General features: G+C 73.1%; 20 protein-coding genes. 7 read left to right on the forward strand and 13 right to left on the reverse strand.

Features of this window, described 5'->3' with window-relative positions; genetic code table 11:
* Positions 1 to 598: 598 nt before the first annotated feature.
* From AVW11_RS03500 to AVW11_RS03530, 7 genes are all read right to left on the reverse strand, one after another.
* On the reverse strand, positions 599 to 1414 hold the full coding sequence (locus tag AVW11_RS03500; RefSeq protein ID WP_030850923.1) for an HpcH/HpaI aldolase/citrate lyase family protein: 816 nt from the start codon (positions 1412 to 1414) through the stop codon (positions 599 to 601).
* Positions 1411 to 2595 (reverse strand): CaiB/BaiF CoA transferase family protein, encoded by a 1185-nt coding sequence (locus AVW11_RS03505; RefSeq protein ID WP_060178930.1) that lies wholly within the window; start codon positions 2593 to 2595, stop codon positions 1411 to 1413. Before AVW11_RS03505 ends, AVW11_RS03500 begins: the two co-directional genes overlap by 4 nt.
* Positions 2596 to 2645: 50 nt before the next feature.
* Positions 2646 to 3632, reverse strand: a complete 987-nt coding sequence (gene rbsK / locus AVW11_RS03510) for a ribokinase (protein WP_079250493.1) — start codon at positions 3630 to 3632, stop codon at positions 2646 to 2648.
* Positions 3629 to 5158: an ADP-ribosylglycohydrolase family protein gene (locus AVW11_RS03515; protein WP_240528121.1), complete on the reverse strand. Its 1530-nt coding sequence runs from the start codon at positions 5156 to 5158 to the stop codon at positions 3629 to 3631. Before AVW11_RS03515 ends, rbsK begins: the two co-directional genes overlap by 4 nt.
* 347 nt (positions 5159 to 5505) lie before the next feature.
* The gene (locus AVW11_RS03520; protein ID WP_076043173.1) at positions 5506 to 6648 is read right to left on the reverse strand and encodes an ADP-ribosylglycohydrolase family protein; all 1143 of its coding nucleotides are present in this window, start codon (positions 6646 to 6648) and stop codon (positions 5506 to 5508) included.
* A gap of 7 nt (positions 6649 to 6655) precedes the next feature.
* On the reverse strand, positions 6656 to 7870 hold the full coding sequence (locus AVW11_RS03525; protein WP_079250501.1) for an ADP-ribosylglycohydrolase family protein: 1215 nt from the start codon (positions 7868 to 7870) through the stop codon (positions 6656 to 6658).
* A gap of 560 nt (positions 7871 to 8430) precedes the next feature.
* On the reverse strand, positions 8431 to 9426 hold the full coding sequence (locus AVW11_RS03530; protein ID WP_051700535.1) for an ADP-ribosylglycohydrolase family protein: 996 nt from the start codon (positions 9424 to 9426) through the stop codon (positions 8431 to 8433).
* A gap of 260 nt (positions 9427 to 9686) precedes the next feature.
* Here AVW11_RS03530 and AVW11_RS03535 point away from each other — a divergent pair, with 260 nt between their 5' ends.
* From AVW11_RS03535 to AVW11_RS03555, 5 genes are all read left to right on the forward strand, one after another.
* Positions 9687 to 10418 carry a VIT1/CCC1 transporter family protein gene (locus tag AVW11_RS03535; protein WP_030850909.1) on the forward strand — a complete coding sequence of 244 codons (732 nt, stop codon included), beginning with the start codon at positions 9687 to 9689 and terminating at the stop codon, positions 10416 to 10418.
* Between the two features lie 428 nt (positions 10419 to 10846).
* A complete protein-coding gene (gltB, locus tag AVW11_RS03540) occupies positions 10847 to 15385 on the forward strand; it encodes a glutamate synthase large subunit (protein WP_030850906.1) in 4539 nt (1512 codons plus the stop codon).
* Positions 15378 to 16838, forward strand: coding sequence for a glutamate synthase subunit beta (locus tag AVW11_RS03545; RefSeq protein ID WP_060178933.1), 1461 nt, complete (start codon positions 15378 to 15380; stop codon positions 16836 to 16838). Before gltB ends, AVW11_RS03545 begins: the two co-directional genes overlap by 8 nt.
* A gap of 223 nt (positions 16839 to 17061) precedes the next feature.
* The gene (locus tag AVW11_RS03550) at positions 17062 to 17898 is read left to right on the forward strand and encodes a helix-turn-helix domain-containing protein (protein WP_076043174.1); all 837 of its coding nucleotides are present in this window, start codon (positions 17062 to 17064) and stop codon (positions 17896 to 17898) included.
* On the forward strand, positions 17883 to 18083 hold the full coding sequence (locus AVW11_RS03555) for a DUF397 domain-containing protein (protein ID WP_076043175.1): 201 nt from the start codon (positions 17883 to 17885) through the stop codon (positions 18081 to 18083). Before AVW11_RS03550 ends, AVW11_RS03555 begins: the two co-directional genes overlap by 16 nt.
* A 41-nt stretch (positions 18084 to 18124) precedes the next feature.
* Here AVW11_RS03555 and AVW11_RS03560 read toward each other — a convergent pair whose 3' ends face one another.
* The 5 genes from AVW11_RS03560 to AVW11_RS03585 form a co-directional block, all read right to left on the reverse strand.
* The gene (locus tag AVW11_RS03560; RefSeq protein ID WP_076043176.1) at positions 18125 to 18541 is read right to left on the reverse strand and encodes a hypothetical protein; all 417 of its coding nucleotides are present in this window, start codon (positions 18539 to 18541) and stop codon (positions 18125 to 18127) included.
* 113 nt (positions 18542 to 18654) lie between these two features.
* Positions 18655 to 19332 (reverse strand): DUF4232 domain-containing protein, encoded by a 678-nt coding sequence (locus AVW11_RS03565; protein ID WP_158076109.1) that lies wholly within the window; start codon positions 19330 to 19332, stop codon positions 18655 to 18657.
* A 158-nt stretch (positions 19333 to 19490) separates the two neighbouring features.
* On the reverse strand, positions 19491 to 20009 hold the full coding sequence (locus AVW11_RS03575; RefSeq protein ID WP_060178937.1) for a pyridoxamine 5'-phosphate oxidase family protein: 519 nt from the start codon (positions 20007 to 20009) through the stop codon (positions 19491 to 19493).
* Positions 20010 to 20044: 35 nt separating this feature from the next.
* Positions 20045 to 20773, reverse strand: a complete 729-nt coding sequence (locus AVW11_RS03580) for a VWA domain-containing protein (protein WP_030850882.1) — start codon at positions 20771 to 20773, stop codon at positions 20045 to 20047.
* Positions 20774 to 20807: 34 nt separating this feature from the next.
* The gene (locus AVW11_RS03585) at positions 20808 to 22211 is read right to left on the reverse strand and encodes a hypothetical protein (RefSeq protein ID WP_143568795.1); all 1404 of its coding nucleotides are present in this window, start codon (positions 22209 to 22211) and stop codon (positions 20808 to 20810) included.
* Between the two features lie 478 nt (positions 22212 to 22689).
* Here AVW11_RS03585 and AVW11_RS03590 point away from each other — a divergent pair, with 478 nt between their 5' ends.
* Together AVW11_RS03590 and AVW11_RS03595 are read left to right on the forward strand one after the other, a co-directional pair.
* Positions 22690 to 23424, forward strand: a complete 735-nt coding sequence (locus tag AVW11_RS03590; protein WP_060178940.1) for a glucose 1-dehydrogenase — start codon at positions 22690 to 22692, stop codon at positions 23422 to 23424.
* Between the two features lie 46 nt (positions 23425 to 23470).
* Positions 23471 to 24022, forward strand: coding sequence for a hypothetical protein (locus AVW11_RS03595; RefSeq protein WP_143568796.1), 552 nt, complete (start codon positions 23471 to 23473; stop codon positions 24020 to 24022).
* Positions 24023 to 24054: 32 nt separating this feature from the next.
* Here AVW11_RS03595 and AVW11_RS37305 read toward each other — a convergent pair whose 3' ends face one another.
* Complete coding sequence (locus AVW11_RS37305) at positions 24055 to 24528, reverse strand: hypothetical protein (RefSeq protein ID WP_030850867.1); 474 nt, start codon at positions 24526 to 24528, stop codon at positions 24055 to 24057.
* Positions 24529 to 24553: the final 25 nt, after the last annotated feature.

The raw sequence follows: 24553 nt of genomic DNA on the forward strand, positions 1-24553 counted from the left end.
GGCATGCCGGTGGCGACCTTGCGCGGCGGCGGGGGCGGTCGTCCGGGACCTTCGCGCGGTGAGCGCAGCGTGGTGCGGTCGCCGGGGCCGGCGGCCGCATCGCACGAATCGGGCCGGCCGGTTCGGGTTCGGCGCAGGGGAGCCTGAACCCGTGTGTCTGCGGGACACGGAAGGTGAGCAGCCCGGTTGTCGGCGGGGACGTGCCCGGCGGTGGACCGGCGCGACCGCCGGGGGCCGCGGCGGCGGCCGGGTGCGGGGCGGCCCCCGGGTCCCGCGGGGCGGCGCACCCGGGGTGTGTGCCGGGTGCGTGCGGGGCGCGGAGGGTGGGCCGGCGGGGCCGGAGCCCGCAGGCCGGGTCCCGCGGGGTCGGCGCACCCGGGGTGTGTGTACCGGAGGCGTGCGGGGCGCGGAGGGTGGGCCGACGGCCCGGAGCCCGTAGGCCGGGTCCTGCGGGGTCGGCGCACCCGGGGTGTGTGTGCCGGGTGCGTGCGGGGCGCGGAGGGTGGGCCGACGGCCCGGAGCCCGTAGGCCGGGTCCTGCGGGGGCGGCGCACCCGGGGAGTCTGCCGCGGATCGACACCCGCGCGGCGAGCGCAGGGTCAGTGGACCCGTACCCGCGCGGCCAGCGCAAGCGTGCGGTGCGCCGACGCCACCACGGCCGGATCCACGAACCGGCCGTCGGGCAGCGCCAGCGCGCCCGGCGCGGCCCGCGCCGCGCTGAGCACCTCCACCGCGGCGCTCACCTCCTCCGGCGCCGGGAGATAGGCCCGCTCGATCACCGGGAGCTGCCGCGGGTGGATCGCGGCCCGGCCGAGGAAGCCGAGGGACCGGCCGCGCGCGCAGGAGACCGCCAGCGCCTCCAGGTCCCGGATGTCGGGGAAGACCGACTGCGAAGGGGGCGCCAGCCCGGCCGCGCGCGCCGCGACCACCACCCGGGAGCGGCACCAGTCCAGGCCCTCCTGCGCGCTGACGGCCAGGTCCGCCCGCAGGTCCGCCTCCCCGAGGGACAGCCCGCGCAGGGCCGGGTGCGCTCGGGCGATCTCGTACGCGCGCTCCACGCCCAGCGCCGACTCCAGCAGCGCGTACAGCCCCACCCCGCCCGTGCGGTCGGCGGCCGCGGCGATCTGCTCCGGCGCGCAGATCTTGGGCAGCCGCAGTCCCGCGAGGCCGCGCAGACCGGCGAGCGCGGTGAGGTCCGCGCCGCCCCAGGGGGAGTCGAGGGCGTTGACGCGGACGTGGACGGGGACCGGCGGCCGCTCGGCGAGCAGCTCGACGGTGGCGGCGCGGGCGTACTCCTTGCGGGAGGCCGCCACCGCGTCCTCCAGGTCGACGATGACGGCGTCCGCCCCGCAGCCCAGCGCCTTGCCGACCACCGCCGGGCGGTCGCCCGGCGCGTACAGCCAGGTCAGGATCACAGGGCCCCCTCGGTGCGCAGCGCGGCGATCTCGGCCCCGCTCAGTCCGAGCTCGACCAGGACCTCGGTCGTGTCCGCGCCGTGCGGGCGGCCCGCCCAGCGGATCCCACCGGGGGTCTCGGACAGCCGGAAGAGGATGTTCTGCATCCGCAGGGGTCCCAGTTCCGGATCGTCGACCTCGGTCACCGTGTCGAGGGCCGCGAACTGCGGATCGGCCATCACGTCGCGGACGTCGTAGACGAGCGCGACCGCCGCCTCGGCTTCCTCGAAGGCGCACAGGACCTCCTCCGCCTTGCGGTCGGCGATCCAGCCGCCGACCGCGTCGTCGAGGACGTCGGCGTGCCGGGCCCGCCCGGCGCCGGTGGCGAACCAGGGCTCGGTGATCAGCTCCGGCCGGCCGACCAGCCGCATCACCCGCTCGGCGACGGACTGGGCGGAGGCGGAGACCGCCAGCCAGCGGCCGTCGGCGCTGCGGTAGGTGTTGCGGGGCGCGTTGTTGGCGGAGCGGTTCCCCGTGCGGGGCTGGACGTGGCCCAGCTGGTCGTACCAGAGCGGCTGCGGGCCGAGCACGGTGAGGATCGGCTCGATGATGGCGAGGTCCACGACCTGCCCGTGTCCGGTGCGCTCCCGTCCCGCGAGCGCTGTCATCACCGCGTACGCGCAGGTCAGCGCGGCAATCGAGTCGGCGAGCCCGAAGGGCGGCAGGGTCGGCGGCCCGTCCGGCTCCCCGGTGACCGCGGCGAAGCCGCTCATCGCCTCGGCGAGGGTGCCGAAGCCGGGGCGGTGGGCGTACGGTCCCTGCTGGCCGAAAGCGGTGACGCGGGCCAGGACCAGGCGCGGGTTGGCGGCGGACAGCTCGGGCCAGCCCAGGCCCCACTTCTCCAGGGTGCCGGGGCGGAAGTTCTCGACGATCACGTCGGCGGTGGCGGCGAGCCGCAGCAGCGTGTCCCGGCCGCCGGGGGTGGACAGGTCGAGGGTGATGGTCCGCTTGTTCCGGCCGAGGAGTTTCCACCACAGGCCGATGCCGTCCTTGGCGGGGCCGTGGCCGCGGGAGGGGTCGGGGACGGCCGGGTGCTCGACCTTGACGACGTCGGCGCCGAAGTCCCCGAGCAGGGTCGCGGCGAGCGGCCCGGCGAAGAGGGTGGCGAGATCGAGCACCCGCAGCCCGCGCAGTGGCCCCATTCCGTGCCCTGGCCGGGCGGTGTCCGAGGGGGGCCGGGGCCCCTCGGGGGTCACGAGGCGGCTCCGGTTCCGGCGTCGCCGGAGCCTGCGGGACGGCCGTCGCCGGCCCGGCCGACGGCCGCCTGCCCCTGGTCCGCCTGCCACCCGGCCAGCGCGAACGCGTCGGTCTCGGACCGGGTCGGCATCGAGTCCTGGGCGCCGTGGCGCTGCACCGAGAGCGCGGCCGCCGCCGAGGCCCAGCGCAGCGACTCCGGCATCGGACGGCCCTCGCCCAGTGCCACGGCCAGGGCCCCGACGAAGGTGTCCCCGGCGGCGGTGGTGTCCACGGCCCGGACCCGGGGCGCGGGCACGCTCAGCGGGTCCCGGCCGCGTGCCGCATGGAGGACCCCGGCCGCGCCGAGGGTGATGACCACCTCGGGCACGGTGGCCAGCAGTGCCTCGGCGGCCTGCCGGGGGTCGGTCAGCCCGGTCAGGGCGGCCGCCTCGTGCTCGTTGGGCACCAGCAGGTCGGTCGCGGCGAGGAGTTCCGCGGGCAGGGGCTGGACGGGCGCCGGGGTGAGCACCGTACGCACGCCGTGCGCGCGGGCGGCGCGGGCCCCGGCGAGCACGGCGGGCATGGGCAGTTCCAGCTGGAGGAGGAGGGCGCCGGCGGCGGCGATCCGGGCCTCGTCCCCCGCCTCCAGGCCGGTGACGCTGCCGTTCGCCCCGGGGATGACCACGATGCGGTTGCCGCCCTCGTCGTCCACGGTGATGTGCGCGGTGCCGCTGGCGCCCTCGACGGTGCGCAGGGCCGCCGTCTCGACGCCGGCGGCGGTGAGCGCGGAGCGCAGCCGTACGCCGAACTCGTCGGCCCCGACCGCGCCGATCATCACCACCTTCCCGCCGGAGCGGGCGGCGGCGACGGCCTGGTTGGCGCCCTTGCCGCCGGGGACGGTCCGGAAGGCGCGGCCGGTGACCGTCTCCCCGGGGAGGGGTGCCTTGGGTACGTAGGCGACGAGGTCCATGTTGGTGCTGCCGAGCACGGCGATGACCGTCATGAGCGTGCTGCCTCCTGTGCGGTGAGGTGGGCGAGGGTGTCGAAACCGATGCCGTCGAAGCCGGGGACGGTGGTGGCGAGGCGGTTCTTGAGGGGGGCGGTCCAGCGGTGCGGGATCCGGTCCGGGGAGCCGGTGAGCAGCCCGGCGAGGGCACCGGCCGTGGCCCCGTTGGAGTCGGTGTCCCAGCCGCCGGACACGGCACGGCAGACGGAGTGGGTGAAGTCCCCGTCGGCGTGGGTGAGGGCGGCGGCGATCAGGGCGGTGTTCGGGACGGCGTGCACCCAGTGGTAGTGCCCGTAGCGGCCGTGCAGCCGGTCGACGACGACGTCGAAGTCGGCCTCGTCGGCGGCCGTGCGGATCCCGAAGCGGACCGCCTCGGCGAGGCGGGAGCGGGGCGGTACGGCGGCCAGACCGGTCCGCAGCGCGGTGTGGACGTCCGCACGGCCGGTGGCGGCCTCGGCGGTGGCGGCGGCGACGAAGAGGGCTGCGTAGACGCCGTTGCCGGTGTGGGTCAGGACGGCGTCCCGGTATGCCTGGGCCGCGGCGGCGGCCGGGTCGCCGGGGTTGGTCCAGCCGTGCACGTCGGCGCGGATCAGGGCGCCGATCCACTCGCGGAAGGGGTTGTGGTGGGTGGCGGTGGCGGGGGGCTCCAGGCCGAGCAGGAGGTTGCGGTACGCGACGCGCTCGGCGGTGAAGGTACGCCCGGCCGGCAGCTCGTCGAGCCACAGGCGGGCGACGTCGGCGGTGGTGAAGGCCTTGCCGTGGCGTTGGAGCAGGAGGAGGCCGAGGAGGGGGTAGTTGAGGTCGTCGTCCTCGGGCATGCCGTCGATGTTCTCGGCGAGGGAGGTGGGGGCGGAGCGGCGGTTCCACGGGTGGGCGGCGAGAAGGTCCGGGGGGACACCGCGGGCGGTGAACCAGTCGCCGAGCGGCCAGTTGCCGGCGGCGCGGGCCAGGGCCCGGATCCCCTCCAGGGGCAGCTTCTCGACGGGCTTCCCGAGCAGGCACCCGACGGCCCGCCCCACCCAGGCGGCCTCGAGACGCCCCCGCAACCCGCCCCCGCCGGACCGACCGGCCCCGGCCGCGGTCCCGCCCCCGGGGCCGGCTGCGGCATGGGCCTTGGGCCGGACCGCGGTGCCGCCCCCGGGCCGGGCCGTGGTGTGGACCTCGGTCCGGGCTGCGGTGTGGACCTCGGGTCCGGGCGGGGTGGCCTGCGGGCGGGCCGGTCCGGCTGCCGCAGGGGAGGGGGAGCCGGCCGTCGAGCAGGCGGCGACGATGGCCTCCCAGGCGGTGGGCTCGTAGGCGGCCCATGGGGAGGGAAGGCGGGCGAGTTCGTCCAGCAGGCGGGCCGCCAAGGCCCGCAGGTGCGGGGGCGCCGGGGTGGGGGAGGCCCCGGCACGCTCGGGCGCCGGGTGGCCGCCGGCGGCCACCCAGGCCCGCCGGGCGGGACCGGGGTCCCGGCCGTCCTCCGCGGCCTGACGCAGCTCGTGCCCGACGAGATCCTCGGGCTGCGCCCAGGTCAGGCGCACCGCAGAGCCGGGCGGCGACGGCTCCGGCCGGCCGCTCCCCACCGGACCGGGCCCGGCCCCACCGGGCCGTTCGCCGCCCAGGCCGGCGCCCGCCGTGCCGGCCGCTGCGCGCAGCACGGGTGTCGGTGGCTCCGGTGCGGTGTCGGGTTGCGGGTGGGAAGCGGTCGGCCCCGTGGCCGAACGGGGGCCGGTGGAGGGGGCGGGGCGTTCGCTGGGGGCGGCGGCGTCGGTAACGGGCGCCGTCGGCGACGGTGGTGCAGCGCCCGAGTCCTCGCTCGCGTGCAGGCCGGCGGCCGCGGGCGGCGCCGCCGGTCCGGGGCGGAGGGGGTCGCAGGGAGGCGGGGGCATCAGGAGGTCGCGATCGCGGCGAAGGCTGATTCGTGGGCGCGGCGGCGGGCCATGTCCCGGGCGAAGATCTCCCGGGCCACGGCGGCCAGCGCAACGGCCGGGGCGTGCAGGTCCAGCCGGCTGGCCTCGGCCACCTGCTTCGCCCAGACGGCCGGGATCGCGGCCTCGCCGCCCAGGGCCCCGGCCACCGCCCCTGCCATGGTGGCGATGGAGTCGCAGTCCCGCCCGTAGTTGACCGCCCCGAGCACGGCCGTCTCGTACCGTCCGTCCGCGACGAGCAGCATCCCCAGCGCGATCGGCAGCTCCTCGATGGCGTGGAGGCGGGAGGGGCGGCGGGCATCCAGCGACGGGTTGCGGTAGTCCGGGCCGACCGAGTCGTACGGGGCCACCGCCGCCCGCAGCGGCGCCAGCGCCGACTCGAAGTCCCGGTGGCCGACGGCCACTTCGCAGACGGCCGAGATCGCCGCGCGCGTGCCGTCCTTGGCCAGGGACAGGGCCGTCTCCACCACGGAGGCCGCCGTCGCCCCCGGCACGCACGCCGCCGCCACCGCCGCCGCGAACACCCCCGCCGCCTCCCGCCCGTACGAGGACTGGTGCGCGCCCGCGATGTCGAGGGCCTCGGCGTAGGCTCCCGCCGGGTTCCCCGCGTTGGCGATGCCCACCGGGGCCATGTACATGGCGGCGCCGCAGTTGACGATGTTGCCGGTGCCGGCCTCGCGCGGGTCGGCGTGCGCGTAGTGCAGGCGGGTCACCATCCACTTCTCCGCCAGGAAGATCCGCTGCAACGGCAGTGCCTCGGCCTCCAGTTCGGGGATCCAGCGCGGGGTGGACATCAGGTCCGGGACCAGGTGATCGGCGACGGCGTACGCGTCGAGGTGGTCCCGTACCGCCTCGTAGACCCGCACCAGCGCGTGCGTCATCAAGGTGTCGTCCGTGACGTGTCCGTCGCCCTTGTGGTAGGGGGCGATGGGGCGGGCCGTGCGCCAGTTCTCGTGCCACGGGCCGACGATGCCGTGGACGCGTCCGCCGTGCCGTTCGACGATCTGGTCCGGGGTCCAGCCCTCCACCGGGCCGCCGAGCGCGTCGCCGACGGCGGCGCCGACGAGGGCCCCGCGGGCCCGGTCCTCCAACGTGAGCGTCATGTCCGAATCATCCTTTGGGTGAGGTGAGTTCCGTGTGCGCGAGGAGCGCGGCGAGTTCCACGAGGTCGGTGCCGGCGAGGCGGGGGAGGGCGCAGCCGGAGAGGGTGCGGCAGGCGTCGCGCCAGGCTGGGGGGATGGAGTCGCCGCCGCCGATCGCGCCGGTGAGCGCGCCGGCGAGGGCGGGGGCGGAGTCCGCGACGCGCGACAGGCAGGCGGCGGCCGGTACGGCCTCGGTCGCCCTGCCGCGGGCGGCCGTCGCGAGGGCGAGGGCCACGGGGACGGTCTCGGCGGCGGCGATGCCGTAGCTGTACACGTGGTCCACGATCTCGTGCTCGAGCGTCGGGACGATGGCGAACGCGCCGCCGTCCGCGTGGGCGCGGGCCAGTCCGACGGCGTGGCGGGCGTTGCGGCCGATCTCGGTGGCTTCGGGGAGCTGGGCGAGGGCGGCGTCCACGGCGGCGTCGACGTCCGCGGTGGCGAGGGCGGTGGCGACGGCGGCGGCCATGGCGCGGGCGCCGTGCACGCCGTCGCCGTCCTGGGTGTAGCGGGCGTCGAACTCGGCGAGGTCGGCGGCGGCCCGGGCGTCGCCGGGGTGGACGACGGCGAGGACGCAGGCGCGGACGCAGGCGGCGTCGTCGAAGTAGTGCGGGTTGTCATGGCCGGTGGCCGGCGGGCGCAGGCCGGTGGCGAGGTTGCCGAGGCCGGCGCGGACGGAGATGCGGGCGCGGAGGGGGAGCACGGCGGACTCCACCTCGGGTGCGCGTTCCGCGGCCGCGGCGACCTCGGAGGCGAGGGCGTTCCAGGCCAGGTCGATGGCGGCGCGCATGCGGCGGGACCGGGAGAGGTCGCTGAGGAGGACGCCGGCGGCGGTGAGCACGGACTCGGCGACGAAGGCCGCCCATTCGGCGTCGTCGGACGGGCCGAGCCGGAGCGGCTCCGGGGGCTGGTTGAGGGCGATGGGGACGGGGAGGGTGGTGGTGGCGTTCTGCTCGGCGAAGGTGTCGAGCTCGCGGGTGAGGCGGCGGGTCCATTCGGGCATCCGGCTGGCGCGGTGGCGGGCCGCGGGCCAGCCGGCCGCGTCGCCTGCGGCGAGCCCGAGGAGGAGGCCTTCGATGGGGCGGCGGTCCTCCACGGCCGGCCCGGTCCGGGCCTCGCCGGTCCGCGCCGCGGCCCGGATGACGGCCCGCAGCGGACCGTCCGCCCGTGCCGTCGAATCGGCCACGAACCCGACCGGACCGTCCGGTACGGGCCCCGGCCGCCCACCCTGTCCGCGCGCCGTGACGAGGGCCGCGCCTGCCACCCGGTCGCCGTCGCCGCACACGGGGCCCGGGCCCGCCGGTGCGTTCTGCGGGCGGGCCTCCGGCCCGCGGTCCGGGGTGGCCGGGTCGGTCGCCGGGCCGGCGGCCACGGCCTCCGGTGCCGCGGGGGCCCGGCCCGCGCCGCCGCCCGGCCCGTGCCGTGCGAGGCGCGTTTCCCGGATGGCCGGAACCGGCTGCATCCGTGTCCCCGCGCCGGGGCCGGCCGGTGCGTTCTGCGGGCGGGCCTCCGGCCCACGGCCCGGGGTGGCCGGGTCGGTCGGTGCGGCTTCCCGGGGCCCGGGCGCCGGCTGCGCGAGGGCCGTCTCCCGGGTGGCCGGAACCGGCTGCGGCCGGGCGCCCGTCTCGGGGCCCGCCGGTGCGGGGCGGGGCGGCCGACCGCTCGGGGCGGCGGCGAGGGGGGCCGGTGGGCCGGGGGGCTCGGGAGCCGAGGTGGACGGGGTGGTCTCGTCGGGGGAGTGGACGGTCATCGGGCTGCCTCGCATTCGGGGGTGAGGAGGTCCGCGATGTCCAGGACGTGGTAGCCCCGCATCGACGGCAGGCAGCTGCCGCGCACCGGGCCGATGGCCGAGCCCCATGCGGCCGGGATCGCCGCGGCCCCCGACATCGCGCCGGCCAGGGCGCCCGCCACCGCGGCCGTGGTGTCCGCGTCGCGGCCCATGTTCACGGCGGTGAGCACCGAGGACGGGAAGTCGCCGCGGCAGGCGGCGAAGGCCCCGAAGGCCAGGCCCACCGCCTCCGGCGCGAGGTCCGTCCACGGGTAGCCGCCGATGACCACCGCCGAGCGGACCGCCCGTTCCCCGCGCGGGGCGGCGGTGACCGCGCGGCGCAGGGAGCGGGCCGTCCAGGAGTCGGACGGGATCACCGAGAGCGCGGCGGAGACCACGGACGCCGGGCTGCCGCCCGCCATGGCCGCCGCGACGCCCGCCGCCACCGCCTGGCCGCCGTAGATGCCCTCGCCGTCGTGGCTGACCGTGCCGTCGATGGCCACCAGGCGCGCCGCCTCGGCGGGCCGTCCCGCCGCGAACACGCCGAACGGCGCCGCCCGCATGGCCAGTCCGTCCGACCAGGCATGCCGGTGCTGTGCGGAGATGGGGGCGGCCAGGCCCCGGCGGAGGTTCTCCAGGGTGCCGCGCTCGGAGAAGCCGGCGCCCCGGAAGGGGCCTTCGTCGAGGTCCGCGATCCAGTGGTGCCACGCCCGTTCGACGTGGGAGACGGTGAGCGCCGAGCCGTGGCGGGCCAGGAGCAGCCCCGAGAAGATCGCGTACTCGGTGTCGTCCGTCCCCGCCGGGTCGTCCGACACGAAGCCCTCGATGCGGCCCCACTTCGCGCGGATCTGCGACGGCTTCATGTTCTCCGCGGGGGCGCCGAGCGCGTCGCCCACCGCGAGACCCATGAGGGCGCCCCGGGCCCGTTCGAGGAGGACCTGCGGATTGCATGCAATCTGCTTCACCGGCTCCATTGGCGCGCCTCTCCCACGTGGATGGGGCTCATCATGAGCCCTTGGGGGATTTGTTCCATGTCATGCGGTTTGTCGCGCGTCGCGAAACACCCCGGGAACTCCGGCGTCACCCGGTCGCCGAGGCGCAAAACCGCAGGTAAGTACGGCCTTCCTTGCTGGCGGGCCACGAAAATCGTGCGTAGTTTCGAGGCGTTCAGGGCAAGCGGGACGCGTCATGGCGTCCGTTCGCACCAATGGGGAGATAAGGGGAGGCACCACGCATGTCCATCATCGACATCGACGCACCGCTGCACACCGCCCACCGCGACAACCACACCCACCGCGACGTCAACGGTGGATGGCTGCGGCCGGCCGTCTTCGGCGCGATGGACGGGCTCGTCTCCAACCTCGCCCTCATGACCGGCGTGGCCGGCGGAGCCGTCGCCCCGCAGACCATCGTGATCACCGGACTCGCCGGACTCGCCGCCGGAGCCTTCTCGATGGCCGCCGGCGAGTACACCTCCGTGGCCTCGCAGCGCGAGCTGGTCCTCGCCGAGCTCGACGTCGAGCGGCAGCAGCTGCGCAAGCACCCCGTCGACGAGATGGAGGAGCTCGCCGAGCTCTACGTCTCCCGCGGTGTCGAGCCGGCGCTCGCCCGCGAAGTCGCCATGCAGCTGTCCCGCGACCCGGAGCAGGCTCTGGAGATCCACGCCCGCGAGGAGCTCGGCATCGACCCCGACGACCTCCCGTCGCCGCTCGTGGCCGCCGTCTCGTCCTTCGGCTCCTTCGCGCTGGGCGCGCTGCTGCCCGTACTGCCCTACCTGCTCGGCGCCACGGCCCTGTGGCCGGCGGTGCTGCTCGCGCTGGCCGGGCTCTTCGCCTGCGGCGCGGTCGTCGCCCGGGTCACCGCCCGGTCCTGGTGGTACAGCGGCCTGCGCCAGCTCCTGCTCGGCGGAGCGGCGGCCGGTGTGACGTACGTCCTGGGAACCTGGATCGGCGCAGCCATAGGCTGACCGCCTTCGGAGTGAGACACTATGCAGTACGCAACATAAGTAGTCCGTTACTCGGCGGTTTCGATCCCGTGTCCGCCGGGCATTACTCCAGGACTCCGGGCGGGCAACGATGCTCGCCCTGTGCCGGGACCTTCGCCCCACGTGCTACGCCGGGATAGCGCGGGAACACGCCGGGATTGCCCCCAGCCGCCCCGCGATCCGCCCGTAGAGCGCCGCGAGAGTCCCCTCTTTCCGCCTCGCGCAGTGTCCGCATGCTGGAATGGCATATCCGCTTCTCGGGATTGTCGTCATCATGTAATCTGCACGAAATTTCGCAGAGGGCCAACGTCGTCCCTCGGCTATGCACATATGCCACGACGACGACGGGAGAGCCGATGCGTTCCGCATCCACGCACTCCGCGACCGGCCTGAACACCGCCTGGTCGCCCATGGACGGTCGCCCCGCCCAGCAGGGCATGTACGACCCGCGCAACGAGAAGGACGCCTGCGGCGTCGGATTCGTGGCGAACCTCACCGGCGAGGCCACCCACACCCTCGTTGAGCAGGCCCTGACCGTTCTGCGGAACCTCGAGCACCGTGGCGCCACCGGCTCCGAGCCGGACTCCGGCGACGGCGCGGGAATCCTGTCCCAGGTGCCGGACGCCTTCCTGCGCGAGGTCGCCGGATTCGACCTCCCCGAGGCCGGCGCCTACGCCGTCGGCATCGCCTTCCTCCCCGCCGACGGCACCGCACAGGCCGTCGCCGCGGAGCAGATCGAGGCCATCGCCGCCGAGGAGGACCTCACGGTCCTCGGCTGGCGCGAGGTCCCGGTCACCCCCGACCTGCTTGGCAACGGCGCCCGCGCCACCATGCCCGCCTTCCGCCAGCTGTTCGTCAGCAACGGCAGCACCGGCATCGAGCTGGACCGCAAGGCGTTCGTGCTGCGCAAGCGCGCCGAGCGCGAGGCCGGCGTGTACTTCCCGTCGCTCTCCGCCCGCACCATCGTCTACAAGGGCATGCTGACCACCGGCCAGCTGGAGCCCTTCTTCCCCGACCTCTCCGACCGCCGCTTCGCCTCGGCGCTCGCCCTGGTCCACTCGCGCTTCTCCACCAACACCTTCCCGTCCTGGCCGCTCGCCCACCCGTACCGCTTCGTCGCGCACAACGGCGAGATCAACACGGTCAAGGGCAACCGGAACTGGATGAAGGCCCGCGAGTCCCAGCTTGCGTCGACCGCCTTCGGCGAGGGCGCACTCGACCGCATCTTCCCCATCTGCACCCCGGACGCCTCCGACTCGGCCTCCTTCGACGAGGTCCTGGAGCTGCTCCACCTCGGCGGCCGGTCGCTGCCGCACAGCGTGCTGATGATGATCCCCGAGGCGTGGGAGAACCACACCTCCATGGACCCGGCCCGCCGCGCGTTCTACCAGTACCACTCCACGCTGATGGAGCCCTGGGACGGCCCGGCCTGCGTCACCTTCACCGACGGCACCCAGGTCGGCGCGGTCCTCGACCGCAACGGCCTGCGCCCCGGCCGCTACTGGGTCACCGACGACGGCCTCGTCGTCCTCGGCTCCGAGGTCGGCGTCCTCGACATCGACCCGGCCAAGGTCGTCCGCAAGGGCCGCCTGCAGCCCGGCAAGATGTTCCTCGTCGACACCGCCCAGAAGCGGATCGTCGAGGACGACGAGATCAAGAACGAGCTCGCCTCCGCCGCCCCCTACGCCGAATGGCTGGAGACCGGCGAGATCGAGCTGACGGACCTGCCCGAGCGCGAGCACATCGTGCACACGCACGCCTCCGTCACCCGCCGCCAGCAGACCTTCGGCTACACCGAGGAAGAGCTGCGTGTCATCCTCGCGCCGATGGCCCGTACCGGCGGCGAGCCGCTCGGCTCCATGGGCACGGACTCCCCGATCGCGGCCCTGTCCGAGCGCCCCCGGCTGCTCTTCGACTACTTCACCCAGCTGTTCGCGCAGGTCACCAACCCGCCGCTGGACGCCATCCGCGAGGAGCTCGTCACCTCGCTGCTGTCCTCGATCGGCCCGCAGTCCAACCTGCTGGAGCCGACCGCCGCGTCCTGCCGCAGCGTCACCCTGCCGTTCCCGGTGATCGACAACGACGAGCTGGCCAAGCTCATCCACATCAACGCCGACGGCGACATGCCCGGCATGAAGGCCGCCACGCTCTCCGGCCTCTACCGGGTCTCCGGCGGCGGCGACGCACTCGCCGCCCGCATCGAGGAGATCCGCGCCGAGGCCGACGCGGCCATCGCGGGCGGCGCCCGCCTCATCGTCCTCTCGGACCGCCACTCCGACGCCGAGCACGCGCCGATTCCCTCGCTGCTGCTCACCGCCGCCGTGCACCACCACCTCATCGCCACCAAGCAGCGCACCCAGGTGGGCCTGCTCGTCGAGGCCGGCGACGTCCGCGAGGTCCACCACGTCGCCCTGCTCATCGGCTACGGCGCCGCCGCGGTCAACCCGTACCTCGCCATGGAGTCCGTCGAGGACCTGCTGCGCGCCGGTACCTTCCTGTCCGGCCTGGAGCCGGAGCAGGCCATCAAGAACCTGATCTACGCGCTCGGCAAGGGCGTCCTGAAGGTCATGTCCAAGATGGGCATCTCCACCGTCGCCTCCTACCGCGGCGCCCAGGTCTTCGAGGCCGTCGGCCTGAACGACGAGTTCGTCGAAACCTACTTCAACGGCACCGCCACCAAGATCGGCGGCGCCGGCCTGGACGTCATCGCCAAGGAGGTGGCCGCCCGCCACGCCAAGGCGTACCCGGTCTCCGGCGTCGCGGCCACGCACCGCGCCCTGGAGATCGGCGGCGAGTACCAGTGGCGCCGCGAGGGCGAGCCGCACCTGTTCGACCCGGAGACGGTCTTCCGCCTCCAGCACGCCACCCGCAACCGCCGGTACGACATCTTCCGGCAGTACACCGACCGCGTGAACGAGCAGTCCGAGCGCCTGATGACGCTCCGCGGCCTGTTCGGCTTCAAGTCCGACCGCCCGTCGATCTCGATCGACGAGGTCGAGCCGGTCTCCGAGATCGTCAAGCGCTTCTCCACCGGCGCCATGTCGTACGGCTCCATCTCCAAGGAGGCGCACGAGACCCTCGCCATCGCCATGAACCAGCTGGGCGCCAAGTCCAACACCGGTGAGGGCGGCGAGGACCCGGAGCGCCTGTACGACCCGGCGCGCCGCTCCTCCATCAAGCAGGTCGCCTCCGGCCGCTTCGGTGTGACGAGCGAGTACCTGGTCAACGCGGACGACATCCAGATCAAGATGGCGCAGGGCGCCAAGCCCGGCGAGGGCGGCCAGCTGCCCGGCCACAAGGTCTACCCGTGGGTCGCCAAGACCCGGCACTCCACCCCGGGCGTGGGCCTGATCTCCCCGCCGCCGCACCACGACATCTACTCCATCGAGGACCTCGCCCAGCTCATCCACGACCTCAAGAACGCCAACCCGGTCGCCCGCATCCACGTGAAGCTGGTCTCCGAAGTCGGCGTCGGCACGGTCGCGGCGGGCGTCTCCAAGGCCCACGCGGACGTCGTCCTGATCTCCGGCCACGACGGCGGTACGGGCGCCTCCCCGCTCACCTCGCTCAAGCACGCGGGCGGCCCCTGGGAGCTCGGCCTCGCCGAGACCCAGCAGACCCTGCTGCTCAACGGCCTGCGCGACCGCATCGTCGTCCAGACCGACGGCCAGCTCAAGACCGGCCGCGACGTCGTCATCGCCGCGCTGCTCGGCGCCGAGGAGTTCGGTTTCGCGACCGCGCCGCTCGTCGTCTCCGGCTGCGTCATGATGCGCGTCTGCCACCTGGACACCTGCCCGGTCGGCATCGCCACGCAGAACCCGGTCCTGCGGGACCGCTTCTCCGGCAAGCCCGAATTCGTCGTGAACTTCTTCGAGTTCATCGCGGAGGAGGTGCGCGAGATCCTCGCCGAGCTGGGCTTCCGCACGATCGAGGAGGCCGTCGGCCACGCCGAACTCCTCGACACCACCAAGGCCGTCTCGCACTGGAAGGCGCAGGGCCTCGACCTGGAGCCGCTCTTCTACGTGCCCGAGCTGCCCGAGGGCGCGGTCCGCCACGCCCTGATCGAGCAGGACCACGGCCTGGAGAAGGCCCTCGACAACGAGCTGATCGAGCTCGCGGCCGACGCGCTGAACGCCGAGACCGCCGAGGCGGCCCTGCCGGTCCGCGCCCAGGTCTCGATCCGGAACATCAACCGGACCGTCGGCACGATGCTCGGCCACCATGTCACCAAGAAGTTCGGCGGTGCGGGCCTGCCCGACAACACCATCGACCTGACCTTCACCGGCAGCGCGGGCCAGTCCTTCGGCGCCTTCGTCCCGAAGGGCATCACCCTCCGCCTGGAGGGCGACGCCAACGACTACGTCGGCAAGGGCCTCTCCGGCGGCCGGATCGTCGTCCGCCCGGACCGCGGCGCCGACCACCTCGCCGAATACTCCACCATCGCCGGCAACACCATCGGCTACGGAGCCACCGGCGGCGAGATGTTCCTGCGCGGCCGCACCGGCGAGCGCTTCTGCGTCCGCAACTCCGGTGCCCTGGTCGTCTCGGAGGGCGTGGGCGACCACGGCTGCGAGTACATGACCGGCGGCACGGCCGTCGTCCTCGGCGAGACGGGCCGCAACTTCGCGGCCGGCATGTCGGGCGGCGTCGCGTACGTCATCGACCTCGACCCCAACAACGTCAACGTCGGCAACGCGGGCGCGGTCGAGGCCCTGTCCGACGCGGACAAGCAGTGGCTGCACGATGTGGTGCGCCGCCACGAGGAGGAGACCGGCTCGACCGTGGCCGCGAAGCTCCTGGCTGACTGGTCCGTCGCGGTGGACCGCTTCAGCAAGATCATCCCGACCACGTACAAGGCAGTGCTCGCCGCCAAGGACGCCGCTGAGCTCGCCGGACTCTCGGAATCCGAGACCACGGAGAAGATGATGGAGGCGGCGACCAATGGCTGACCCGAAGGGCTTCCTCACCACGACGCGCGAGACCGCCTGCTCCCGTCCCGTCGCCGACCGGCTGAAGGACTGGAACGAGGTCTACGTCCCGGGCTCGCTGCTGCCGATCATCAGCAAGCAGGCCGGCCGCTGCATGGACTGCGGCATCCCGTTCTGCCACAACGGCTGCCCGCTCGGGAACCTGATCCCCGAGTGGAACGACTACGCCTACCGCGACGACTGGGCGGCGGCGTCGGAGCGACTGCACGCGACGAACAACTTCCCGGAGTTCACCGGCCGCCTGTGCCCGGCCCCGTGCGAGTCGGCCTGCGTGCTCGGCATCAACCAGCCGGCCGTCACCATCAAGAACGTCGAGGTCTCGATCATCGACAAGGCGTGGGACAACGGGGACGTCACCCCGCAGGCCCCCGAGCGCCTGTCCGGCAAGACCGTCGCCGTGATCGGCTCGGGCCCGGCCGGCCTGGCCGCCGCCCAGCAGCTGACCCGGGCCGGCCACACCGTCGTCGTGTACGAGCGCGCCGACCGCATCGGCGGCCTGCTGCGCTACGGCATCCCCGAGTTCAAGATGGAGAAGGTGCACATCAACCGCCGCATCGAGCAGATGCGCGCGGAGGGCACCAAGTTCCGCACGGGCATCGAGGTCGGCCGTGACATCACGGCGACCGACCTGCGCAAGCGGTTCGACGCGGTCGTCGTCGCGGCCGGCGCCACCGTCTCGCGCGACCTGCCGGTCCCGGGCCGCGAGCTGAACGGCATCCACTTCGCGATGGAGTACCTGCCGCTCGCGAACAAGGTCCAGGAGGGCGACTTCCTGGCCCCGCCCATCACCGCCGAGGGCAAGCACGTCGTCGTCATCGGCGGCGGCGACACCGGCGCGGACTGCGTGGGCACCGCCCACCGCCAGGGCGCGGCCTCCGTCACGCAGCTGGAGATCATGCCGAAGCCGGGCGAGGAGCGCAGCGCCAACCAGCCGTGGCCGACCTTCCCGATGCTCTACAAGGTCACCTCGGCCCACGAGGAGGGCGGCGAGCGGGTCTACTCCGTCTCCACCACCCACTTCGAGGGCGACGAGGACGGCAACGTCCAGGCCCTGCACCTGGTCGAGGTCGAGTTCGTCGACGGCAAGCTCGTCCAGAAGCCCGGCACCGAGCGCGTCCTCCCCGCGCAGCTGGTGACCCTGGCGATGGGCTTCACGGGCACCGACCAGGCCAACGGCCTGGTCCAGCAGTTCGGCGTCGAGCTGGACGCCCGCGGCAACATCGACCGCGACGCCTCCTACGCGACCAACGTCGACGGCGTCTTCGTCGCCGGCGACGCGGGCCGCGGCCAGTCGCTCATCGTCTGGGCCATCGCGGAGGGCCGCTCGGCCGCCCGCGGCGTGGACCGCTTCCTGACCGGCAGCAGCACCCTCCCGTACCCGGTCAAGCCGACGGACCGCTCGCTGACGGTGTAGCCACCGGCAGCACCCCCGCCCCGCGAAGGGCGGGACCCCTCATACGGTCCGTACAACGGCGTACGGAACACCCGACACGGCGCCCGCCACGTCCCCGACCAGGGGTGGCGGGCGCCGTGGCGTTCCGTAGTCGTATCAATGCGTTCCGCTGAACCGCGGGCGGGGCGAGGACTACGCTTTCCGCGGAGCGAGGGGCACCACTGCGGACGCGGGGAGTTGGCTCATGGCGAAGCCGAATGACGAGGGTGGGGCGCAGACGCCGGAGGAGTTCGCCCGCGAGGAACTGCGGGGGAAGCGCGAGGCGGCAGGCCTGACCCAGGAGGGGCTGGGCGAGCGCATCTTCGCCACGGGGGCGTACGTCGGGATGATGGAGAGCGGCCGCCGTCGACTGCGCCCGGAGATCGCGAAACTCATCGACCGGGAGCTGAACACGGGGGACTACTTCTTCCGCCTGGCCAGGGCGTTCAAGTCCAAGCACAGCGAGTACTTCGCCAACGCGGCCGAGTTGGAGGGGTTGGCGACGGCCATCTACGAATACGCTCCCACTCTGGTTCCGGGGCTGCTCCAGACCGAGGCCTACGCCCGAGCGGTAATCCGGGCCACGAGTCCCACCGCGCTCAAAGAGCGTGTCGATGCCCTGGTCGCGGCCCGCACCGAACGGGCGCGGCTCCTCAGCGATCCAGAGGCACCCGAGATGTGGATCGTCCTGCACGAGGCGGTCCTGCGGACGGCAGTCGGGGGACCTGAGGTGATGGCAGCCCAACTGCGGCAGATCGCTTCATACGCCCATGCCCACCGGATCCTGGTGCAGGTCGTGCCGTTCACTGCCGGGGCCCACGGGGCAGTCGGGTCGATGATGGCCATCATGCAGTTCGCCGAAGCGCCCGACGTGGCGTACACGGAAGGCCCCTACGCGGGGCAACTGCTCGACTATCCGGCCCTGGTACAGCGCCATTGGAAGTCGTACGATCTTGCCAGGGCTGCTGCGTTGTCGCCGGAGGTGTCCCTGACCCTGGTCGAGTCGGTGGCGGAGGAGTACGCGACATGCGTGCGGACGTAAACCAGGTGACGTGGCGCAAGTCCTCTTACAGCAATGGGGACGGCGGCAGCTGTGTAGAGGTGTCAGACGACCTCCCCGGTATCGTCCCCGTCCGCGACAGCAAGCTGGCCGACACCAGCCCGGTGATCGTCTTCGCCGCCGCCCCGTGGGTGTCGTTCATCCGGACCGTTCAGCACTGCCCCTGAAGCGCCCGCCGGGTGTGGCGGGCGCTTCGATCCCTGCCGGGTTACTCGGGCTGGGTGACCGTGGCGCCCCAGTGGGTGGTCGGGGTCGAGGCGGTCACCCGGGCTCCGAAGCCGCCGTGGAGGCCGGTGCCGAGGGGGACGGTGACGCGGGCCGGGTCGGTCTCGGGGCAGTCGACCGTGAAGGGCGCCGGGTCGCGGTCCGGGTGGTTGTCGAGGTGGAAGGCCACCTCTATGGTGCCGCCGCCCGCGCATCCGAAGGTGATGAACGTGTCCAGACGCGAGGAGAGGCCGCCCGAGACGAAGCCGCCGGAGCCGGCCTGGTCGGCGATCCAGATCAGGCCGTCCGGGCCCGGGTAGCCGATGATCTCGCCCGTCGGCGCGGCCTGCGCCGGGGTGGCCGCCAGGGCCAGGGCGAACGCCGGTGCCAGGGCGGCCAGGGCTGCGGTGCGCTTCTTCATGTCGTCCCCCAGGTTCTCGTACCGTCCGTCCGTCGGACAGTCGCGACGCTACCCAGCGGTACTGACATCCGCCTGAGTACGCGTACTCAGGGCCCCCGCCCCGGCGGCCGGGCTCAGCGGTTGAACAGCGGTGACGCCGCGTTCTCCGAGGTGCTCTGCCAGTACGTCACGCGTGCCTGGTCGTCCATGTACACCCCGCCGGAGGGCAGTTGGAGGAGCGTTCCCTCACCCGTGTCCTCCTCGGGGCTCTGGCCGTGCGGGGCGAGCGCGAGGTCGGTCGTGCGCGTGCCGGCTCCCTTGCCGCCCTGCCGGGCGAGCAGGCCCGCGTAGGCCTCCTTGCCGGGGCCGAGGACCACCGGGGTCTCGGGCTTGCTGTTTTCGAAGACGGCCACCAGCCGGCCGTGCCCGTCCTTGACCCGCAGTACCGGGTAGGTGGTCAGCAGGCAGGTCCTGGGGCCGGTGTTGACCACGGTGAGCAGGAGCTTGGAGTCGTCCTTCGCCGGCGGGACGGCCCACTCCACCGACACGTGGGCGTACTCGTCGGAGCAGTTGTTGTTCTTGCCCACCGGTTCGCCCTCCGCCTCGCCCGGTCGGGGCACGGGAGAGGTGGCCGGGGGCGAGGCGGCTCCCGGGGTGGGGGCGGGGGCGGAGGGCTTCGGAGGGGCCGTGGTGGCCGGCTTGTCGTCGGTTCCGGGCCCGCAGGCCGTGGTCGCCGCGAGGAGCGCGGCGGCCGTCAGGCTCAGGAACGCCGGTGTCCGGGTGTGTCCGGGTGTCTTGCGGTCGGTGTGCATCACGATCCCCCGTGGCGGCTCTCCGGTTGGTCGGCCGGGTGCCCGGCCGATCGGCTGACATGGGTTCAGCCCGGTGCGGTCAGGATGCCCGCCGTGGCATCGGATGCACGCCGCACGGGAGATCGTTACAGCTCGCGCATCTGAATGCCACGCTCCCGTCACGGGGCCGTCGGCGCCGGGTCCTCGCGCGGTGGTTCGTCGTCGTTGCCGCGGCGCTGGGTGCGCAGGCCGTGGTCCGGGAGCCACGTCCGCACCACCAGGTCGTCGCCCTCGATGCCGACGTGGACGACCTCCGTCAGGTCGGCGTAGAAGAGATGGAAGGGGTGCGGGGTCTCCGTCTCCTCCGCGTACCGGTGCAGCTCCGGCGGGTCGACGAGCTCCACCGCACGCCCGGAGATCCGTACGTCCCCGTCCGGCATGGTCTCGCCCTCGCCCGGATTGGTGTGCAGGGCGAAGCGGGGGTCGCGCTGGAGGTCCCTGGCCTTCATCGAGCCGGCCATCATCCCGAGCCACAGCTCCCCGCCCCGGATGTCGACGTTCAGGCCGCTCACCCGGGGGGAGCCGTCCTTGCGCAGGGTGGCCAGGACGTGGTGCGGGTACTGCGCGAAGCGGGCCCGGACGGCCGCCGCGAGGTCCGGTTCCGCCTTCTCGAAGACTGCCCAACTGGTATGCGTCATACGTCCATCAAAGCGCGGGCACCGGCGGGCCCGGGTCAGGCGCGCACGATGCCCGCACGGCGTGCCGCCGCCAGCCAGGCGGGGAACTCCCCGACGAGCCGGTCGTACAGTTCGCCGTCCGGTACGGCGCGGGGGTCCTGGCCGGCGTGGAAGTAGCCCGCGTTGTCCACGGGCCGCTTCGCGGGCACCGGCAGCTCGTCCAGCCGGCGCAGGAAGTCGAACTGCGTGCTGCGGGTGTTGCCGAAGCCGACGAACTGCCAGAAGAGCGGCAGCCGGGCCGCCTTGCACAGGTACTTCTCGGCCGCGAGCTTGTTGATCGGCCCGCCGTCGGTCTGGAAGACGACGAGGGCGGGTGTGGTGGACCCGGAGTCGAGGTAGTGGTCGATCACCGCGTCCATCGCCGCGTGGTAGGCGGTCTTGCCCATGTGGCCCAGGCGGGACGCGATCTCGGTGACTCGGCCCTCGTGTCCGGGGAGGGAGATCTCCTCCACCGCGTCGACCTCGGTGGAGAAGAACACCACCGGTACGCGGGCGTCGTCGTCCAGGTGCGCGGACAGTCCCAGCACCCGGTCCGCGAGGGCCTGCACGCTGCCGTCCTGGTAGTACGGGCGCATCGACCCGGAGTAGTCCAGGACCAGGTAGACGGCCGCCCGTCCGCCCTCCATGCCGTGCTTGCGCAGGGATATCCCGGCGCTCTTGTAGAGGTTCACGAGGGCCGGAGCCGACTCCTCGACCTTGCGGAGGCTGATGGCGCTGCTCGTCATGGGGCGAGGGTACGGGGCTGGCCGCGGGCCCCGGTCACTTCGGGCGCTTGGCCTGGGCCTCCTTGAGGAGCTGCGCGTACGGCGTCTGGATGAACGAGCCGCGTATGAAGGCCAGGCCGTACCGGTCGATCGCCTGTGCCTGCTGCGAAATTTTGTCGAACTTGAAGACCTTCGTTTTTTCGCCCGGACTGCCGACATCGACATAGACGACCGGCAGGGGGCGATACAGCCACCAGACCGTCACGCGTTCTCGCCCACGCGTCAAATTAAGAAGTTCGCTGCTCTGGGATATTTTTGACTGGTACCTGAAATATTCCCTTTTGTCCGGGACTGGGCTCGGTGGGTCGTTCTCTTTCCCTTCCTTTTCGAGTTTTTCCCGCCACTTTCCGGTGGCGAACTCGCTGTCCAGTTTCATCCTGTCCTGTCTGAACGCGTAAGCCTCCACTTGGGCTGCGACCGCTTCGTAGTCGGCGTCCTCGGGGTTTTTGATTTCGGCGACAATGTCCGTCGAAACCTCCTCCCCCGGAGCCAGCTCCCGCCCCGGTGGTTTGACCAGCTCGCCGGGTCTGATCAGTTTGTAGTCGTCTTGCGGGTCTTTGGCGAGTTTGACGTGGATCCAATAGATGCTGCCGAGGATGTGAACCGGGACCTCGCCGGAGTTCTTGAGGTGTAGGCGGACTCGCAGGTACATCTTCGTGCCTGCCCTGTTCAGGCTCGGCATTCCGATTTCAGCGGTGCCCTGCACCAGCGGGCGCGAGATGGAGGGCAGGTAAATCTGGGTGTAGGCCAAGTTAGTAGTGACGAGGGCGGTGGAGACGACCGCCCCGATCGCGATGCGGCCAGGATTGCGTAGCGCCTTCCAGACCCGCTGGCGACAGAGGAGCCAAAGGGACCATGTGGCGCAGACTATAAGGGCTATCCAGAGCAGCAGACACAACACATTTGTCGGTCTGCCCTCGTTGGCGAGGAGCAGCAGGAGCAGCGTCGCACCGACGAAGAACTCGACCACCGCTCCGAGGAGAAGGGCCGGCCCGGAGTGGTCCATTTGCCGCTTGCGCCAGTAGTCGAAGCTGGCCACGAAGGCGATCACTTCCACGATGGCCATGAGTAGGAAGAGGAAGCCTGTCACCCGACCGGCGAAGGTGAGGGCGTCGAAGGAATCCTTCATCCCTATCCAGGCGCACATGCCTGCAGTCGCGAGGAAGCCGAGTGCCATGACGGAGCCGGTGAGGCGTCGCCCCAAGGTGTGAGCCGGCCACACGCTGATGTCTCCGCCCTGCCAATCGATGTCGCCCTTGGGTGATACGCCGGAGCGACGCAGGACCTTCTGCAGTTCGTGGTGGCTCCACACTTTGCCTTTGCTCTTGCCGTCGATCACGACCTTCCGCAGGCCGTCGTCATCCGGTGGCCCTACGGCCACCTCGGGCTTGATGTCCATGGCGCCAGCCTGCGCCCACACTCGGGGGCACGCCGCTGGAGGGCCTCTGCCAGGAGCGCCTCCCGTGCAATGGCGGGTGCGGAGCCGTCACTCGAATGGAGTAACAGGGTGCGCGCCTCGACAGGGGCAAGACGAGGGTGGTAATGACCGGGTCGCGCGTCCTCGTGGGAGGTTCTGATGCGTACACGACTGCTCGGGATGGTTGTCTGCGTTGTGTTGGCCGCTGTTGGCGCCGGGACCCCTGTCGCGCAAGCTGCGGTGCCCGCGATCGGCGGGCAGAGATGTGTGGACGGTGGCGGGAGCGTGGAGTACGAGTCCACCAGGGGCTCGTGGATCTGCGTCGACGGCAAGTACGACGGCGAGCCGATCGACTGACCCCGCCCCGCCCCCCCGCTCGCGGCGGCCCGGTGGCGCCCTTCCCCCCGAGGGATACGACTGCTAGAGATATGACTGGTAGTCATACAGGGGGAGGGGCTCCATGGTGCGCGCCGGGCTCGACGGGAAGGTCGTCGTCATCACCGGCGCCGGGCGCGGGCAGGGGGCCGCCGGGGCCCGGCTGTTCGCGGAGGCCGGGGCGCGGGTCGTCGTCACCGACGTACGGGAGGACGAGGGCCGGGCCGTCGCCGCCGAGCTGGGCGGTGACGGGCTGTACGTCCGCCACGACGTCGCGGACCCCGCGAGCTGGGCGGCGGTGGTCACCGCGTCGGTCCGGGCCTTCGGCACGGTGTCGGCGCTGGTCAACAACGCCGCCCTGTGGCGCACCGCCCACGTGGAGGAGCAGCGGCTCGACGACTTCGAGGCCCTGCTGCGCGTCAACCTGCTGGGGCCCTTCCTCGGGATCCAGGCGCTCGCCCCCGTACTGCGGGCGGCAGGCGGCGGCTCCGTCGTCAACGTCTCCTCCACCGCCGGACTGGTCGGGATCCCGGGCCACGCGGCCTACGGATCCACCAAGTTCGGGCTGCGCGGACTGACCCGGTCGGCGGCGCTCGATCTCGCCGGGGACCGGATCCGCGTGAACTCGGTGCACCCCGGGGCCATCGACACCCCGATGGTCGCCGGAGCCGTCGAGGGCCGGGACTTCTCGCACCTGCCCCTGGGCCGGATCGGGCGGCCCGAGGAGGTCGCCGAGCTCGTCCTCTTCCTCTGCTCGGACGCGTCCTCGTACGTGACGGGCGCCGAGTTCACCGTCGACGGCGGAATGACGACCGCCTGACGGACAGGGCACCCCCCGGCCCGCCGGGCCCGTGCATGATGTGTCCATGGCTGATCGAATACGGCGACTGCCCGGAGCGGTCCTGCGCAACTGCCTGCTCCTGGCAGTGGAGTTCGGTGCGATCTGGATGCTGCGCGGCCCGGAAGGGCTCTGGGTCCCGGTCCTGCTGGCCGTCTTCGTCGCCGGCGCGGCCGTACCGCACGGCACCGACGCCGAGTTCGTGGCCCGCACCGCCGTCGCCCTCACCGCCGTCGGGATCGCCGTGCTCGGCGGCATCACCTGGGACCGGCACGTCCTGCACGACCGGGGCCGGGAGGAGACCGCGGTGGTCGCGCAGCGGACGATGGTGGAGGACGGTGCAGGACTGTCCCCGTCCCTGCGCCTGCGCACCGAGGCGGGCCGCGACCTGCCCGGCCCGGTCACCCTCGACCTCGCGGTCGGCGCACGGCTGACGGTGACGGTAGACCCCCACGGGCCGGCCTGGGCCCCGGGCGGCCGCCCCGAACGGCCGCTGTGGCAGGCCACCGGCACCGGCGCCCTCCTCCTGCTCCAGAGCGCGCTCCTGGTCCGGATCTCCCTGCGCCGCTCCCGGACCTGACGACGCGGACTCCCGAGGGGCCGGCCGGCCGGCTAGTGCTTGATCTTGTACGAGCAGCCCTTGGCGTTCGTGACGCCGTCGCTCTCCGCGACCACCTTGCCGTCGACCTTGATGGTGCAGGGGGCCTGCTGGAGCTTGCCGTCGGAGCCCGTGATCGTGCCGGGGACGACGCTGACCAGGTAGCCCACCTTCTGCTCCGCGGCGGTGAGTTCGGCCGTGCCCGACTTCGACCACGGCAGGGTCTGCTGCTCGAAACCGCTGCCGATGCCGCTGTACATGACGGCCGTCTTCCCCGTGCCGCCGACCTCCAGGGTCACCTCGTGCCTCGCGCCCCCGCCCGAGCCGGCCGGCGCCGACGAGGGGCTCTGGCCCTGCTGCTGGGAGGCGGCGGGCTGCGGCTGCTGCTTCCCGCCCTCCGGGGCGGGCTTGGGGTCCGCGCTCCCGCAGCCGGTGAGCAGCAGCGCCGCCGCGGCGCACAGCGTCATGGCGGAGATGGTCCTGCGCATGTCCTGATACCTCGATCTTGTCGCC

The sequence above is a fragment of the Streptomyces amritsarensis genome, assembly GCF_001953875.1.
GTDB lineage: Bacteria > Actinomycetota > Actinomycetes > Streptomycetales > Streptomycetaceae > Streptomyces > Streptomyces amritsarensis.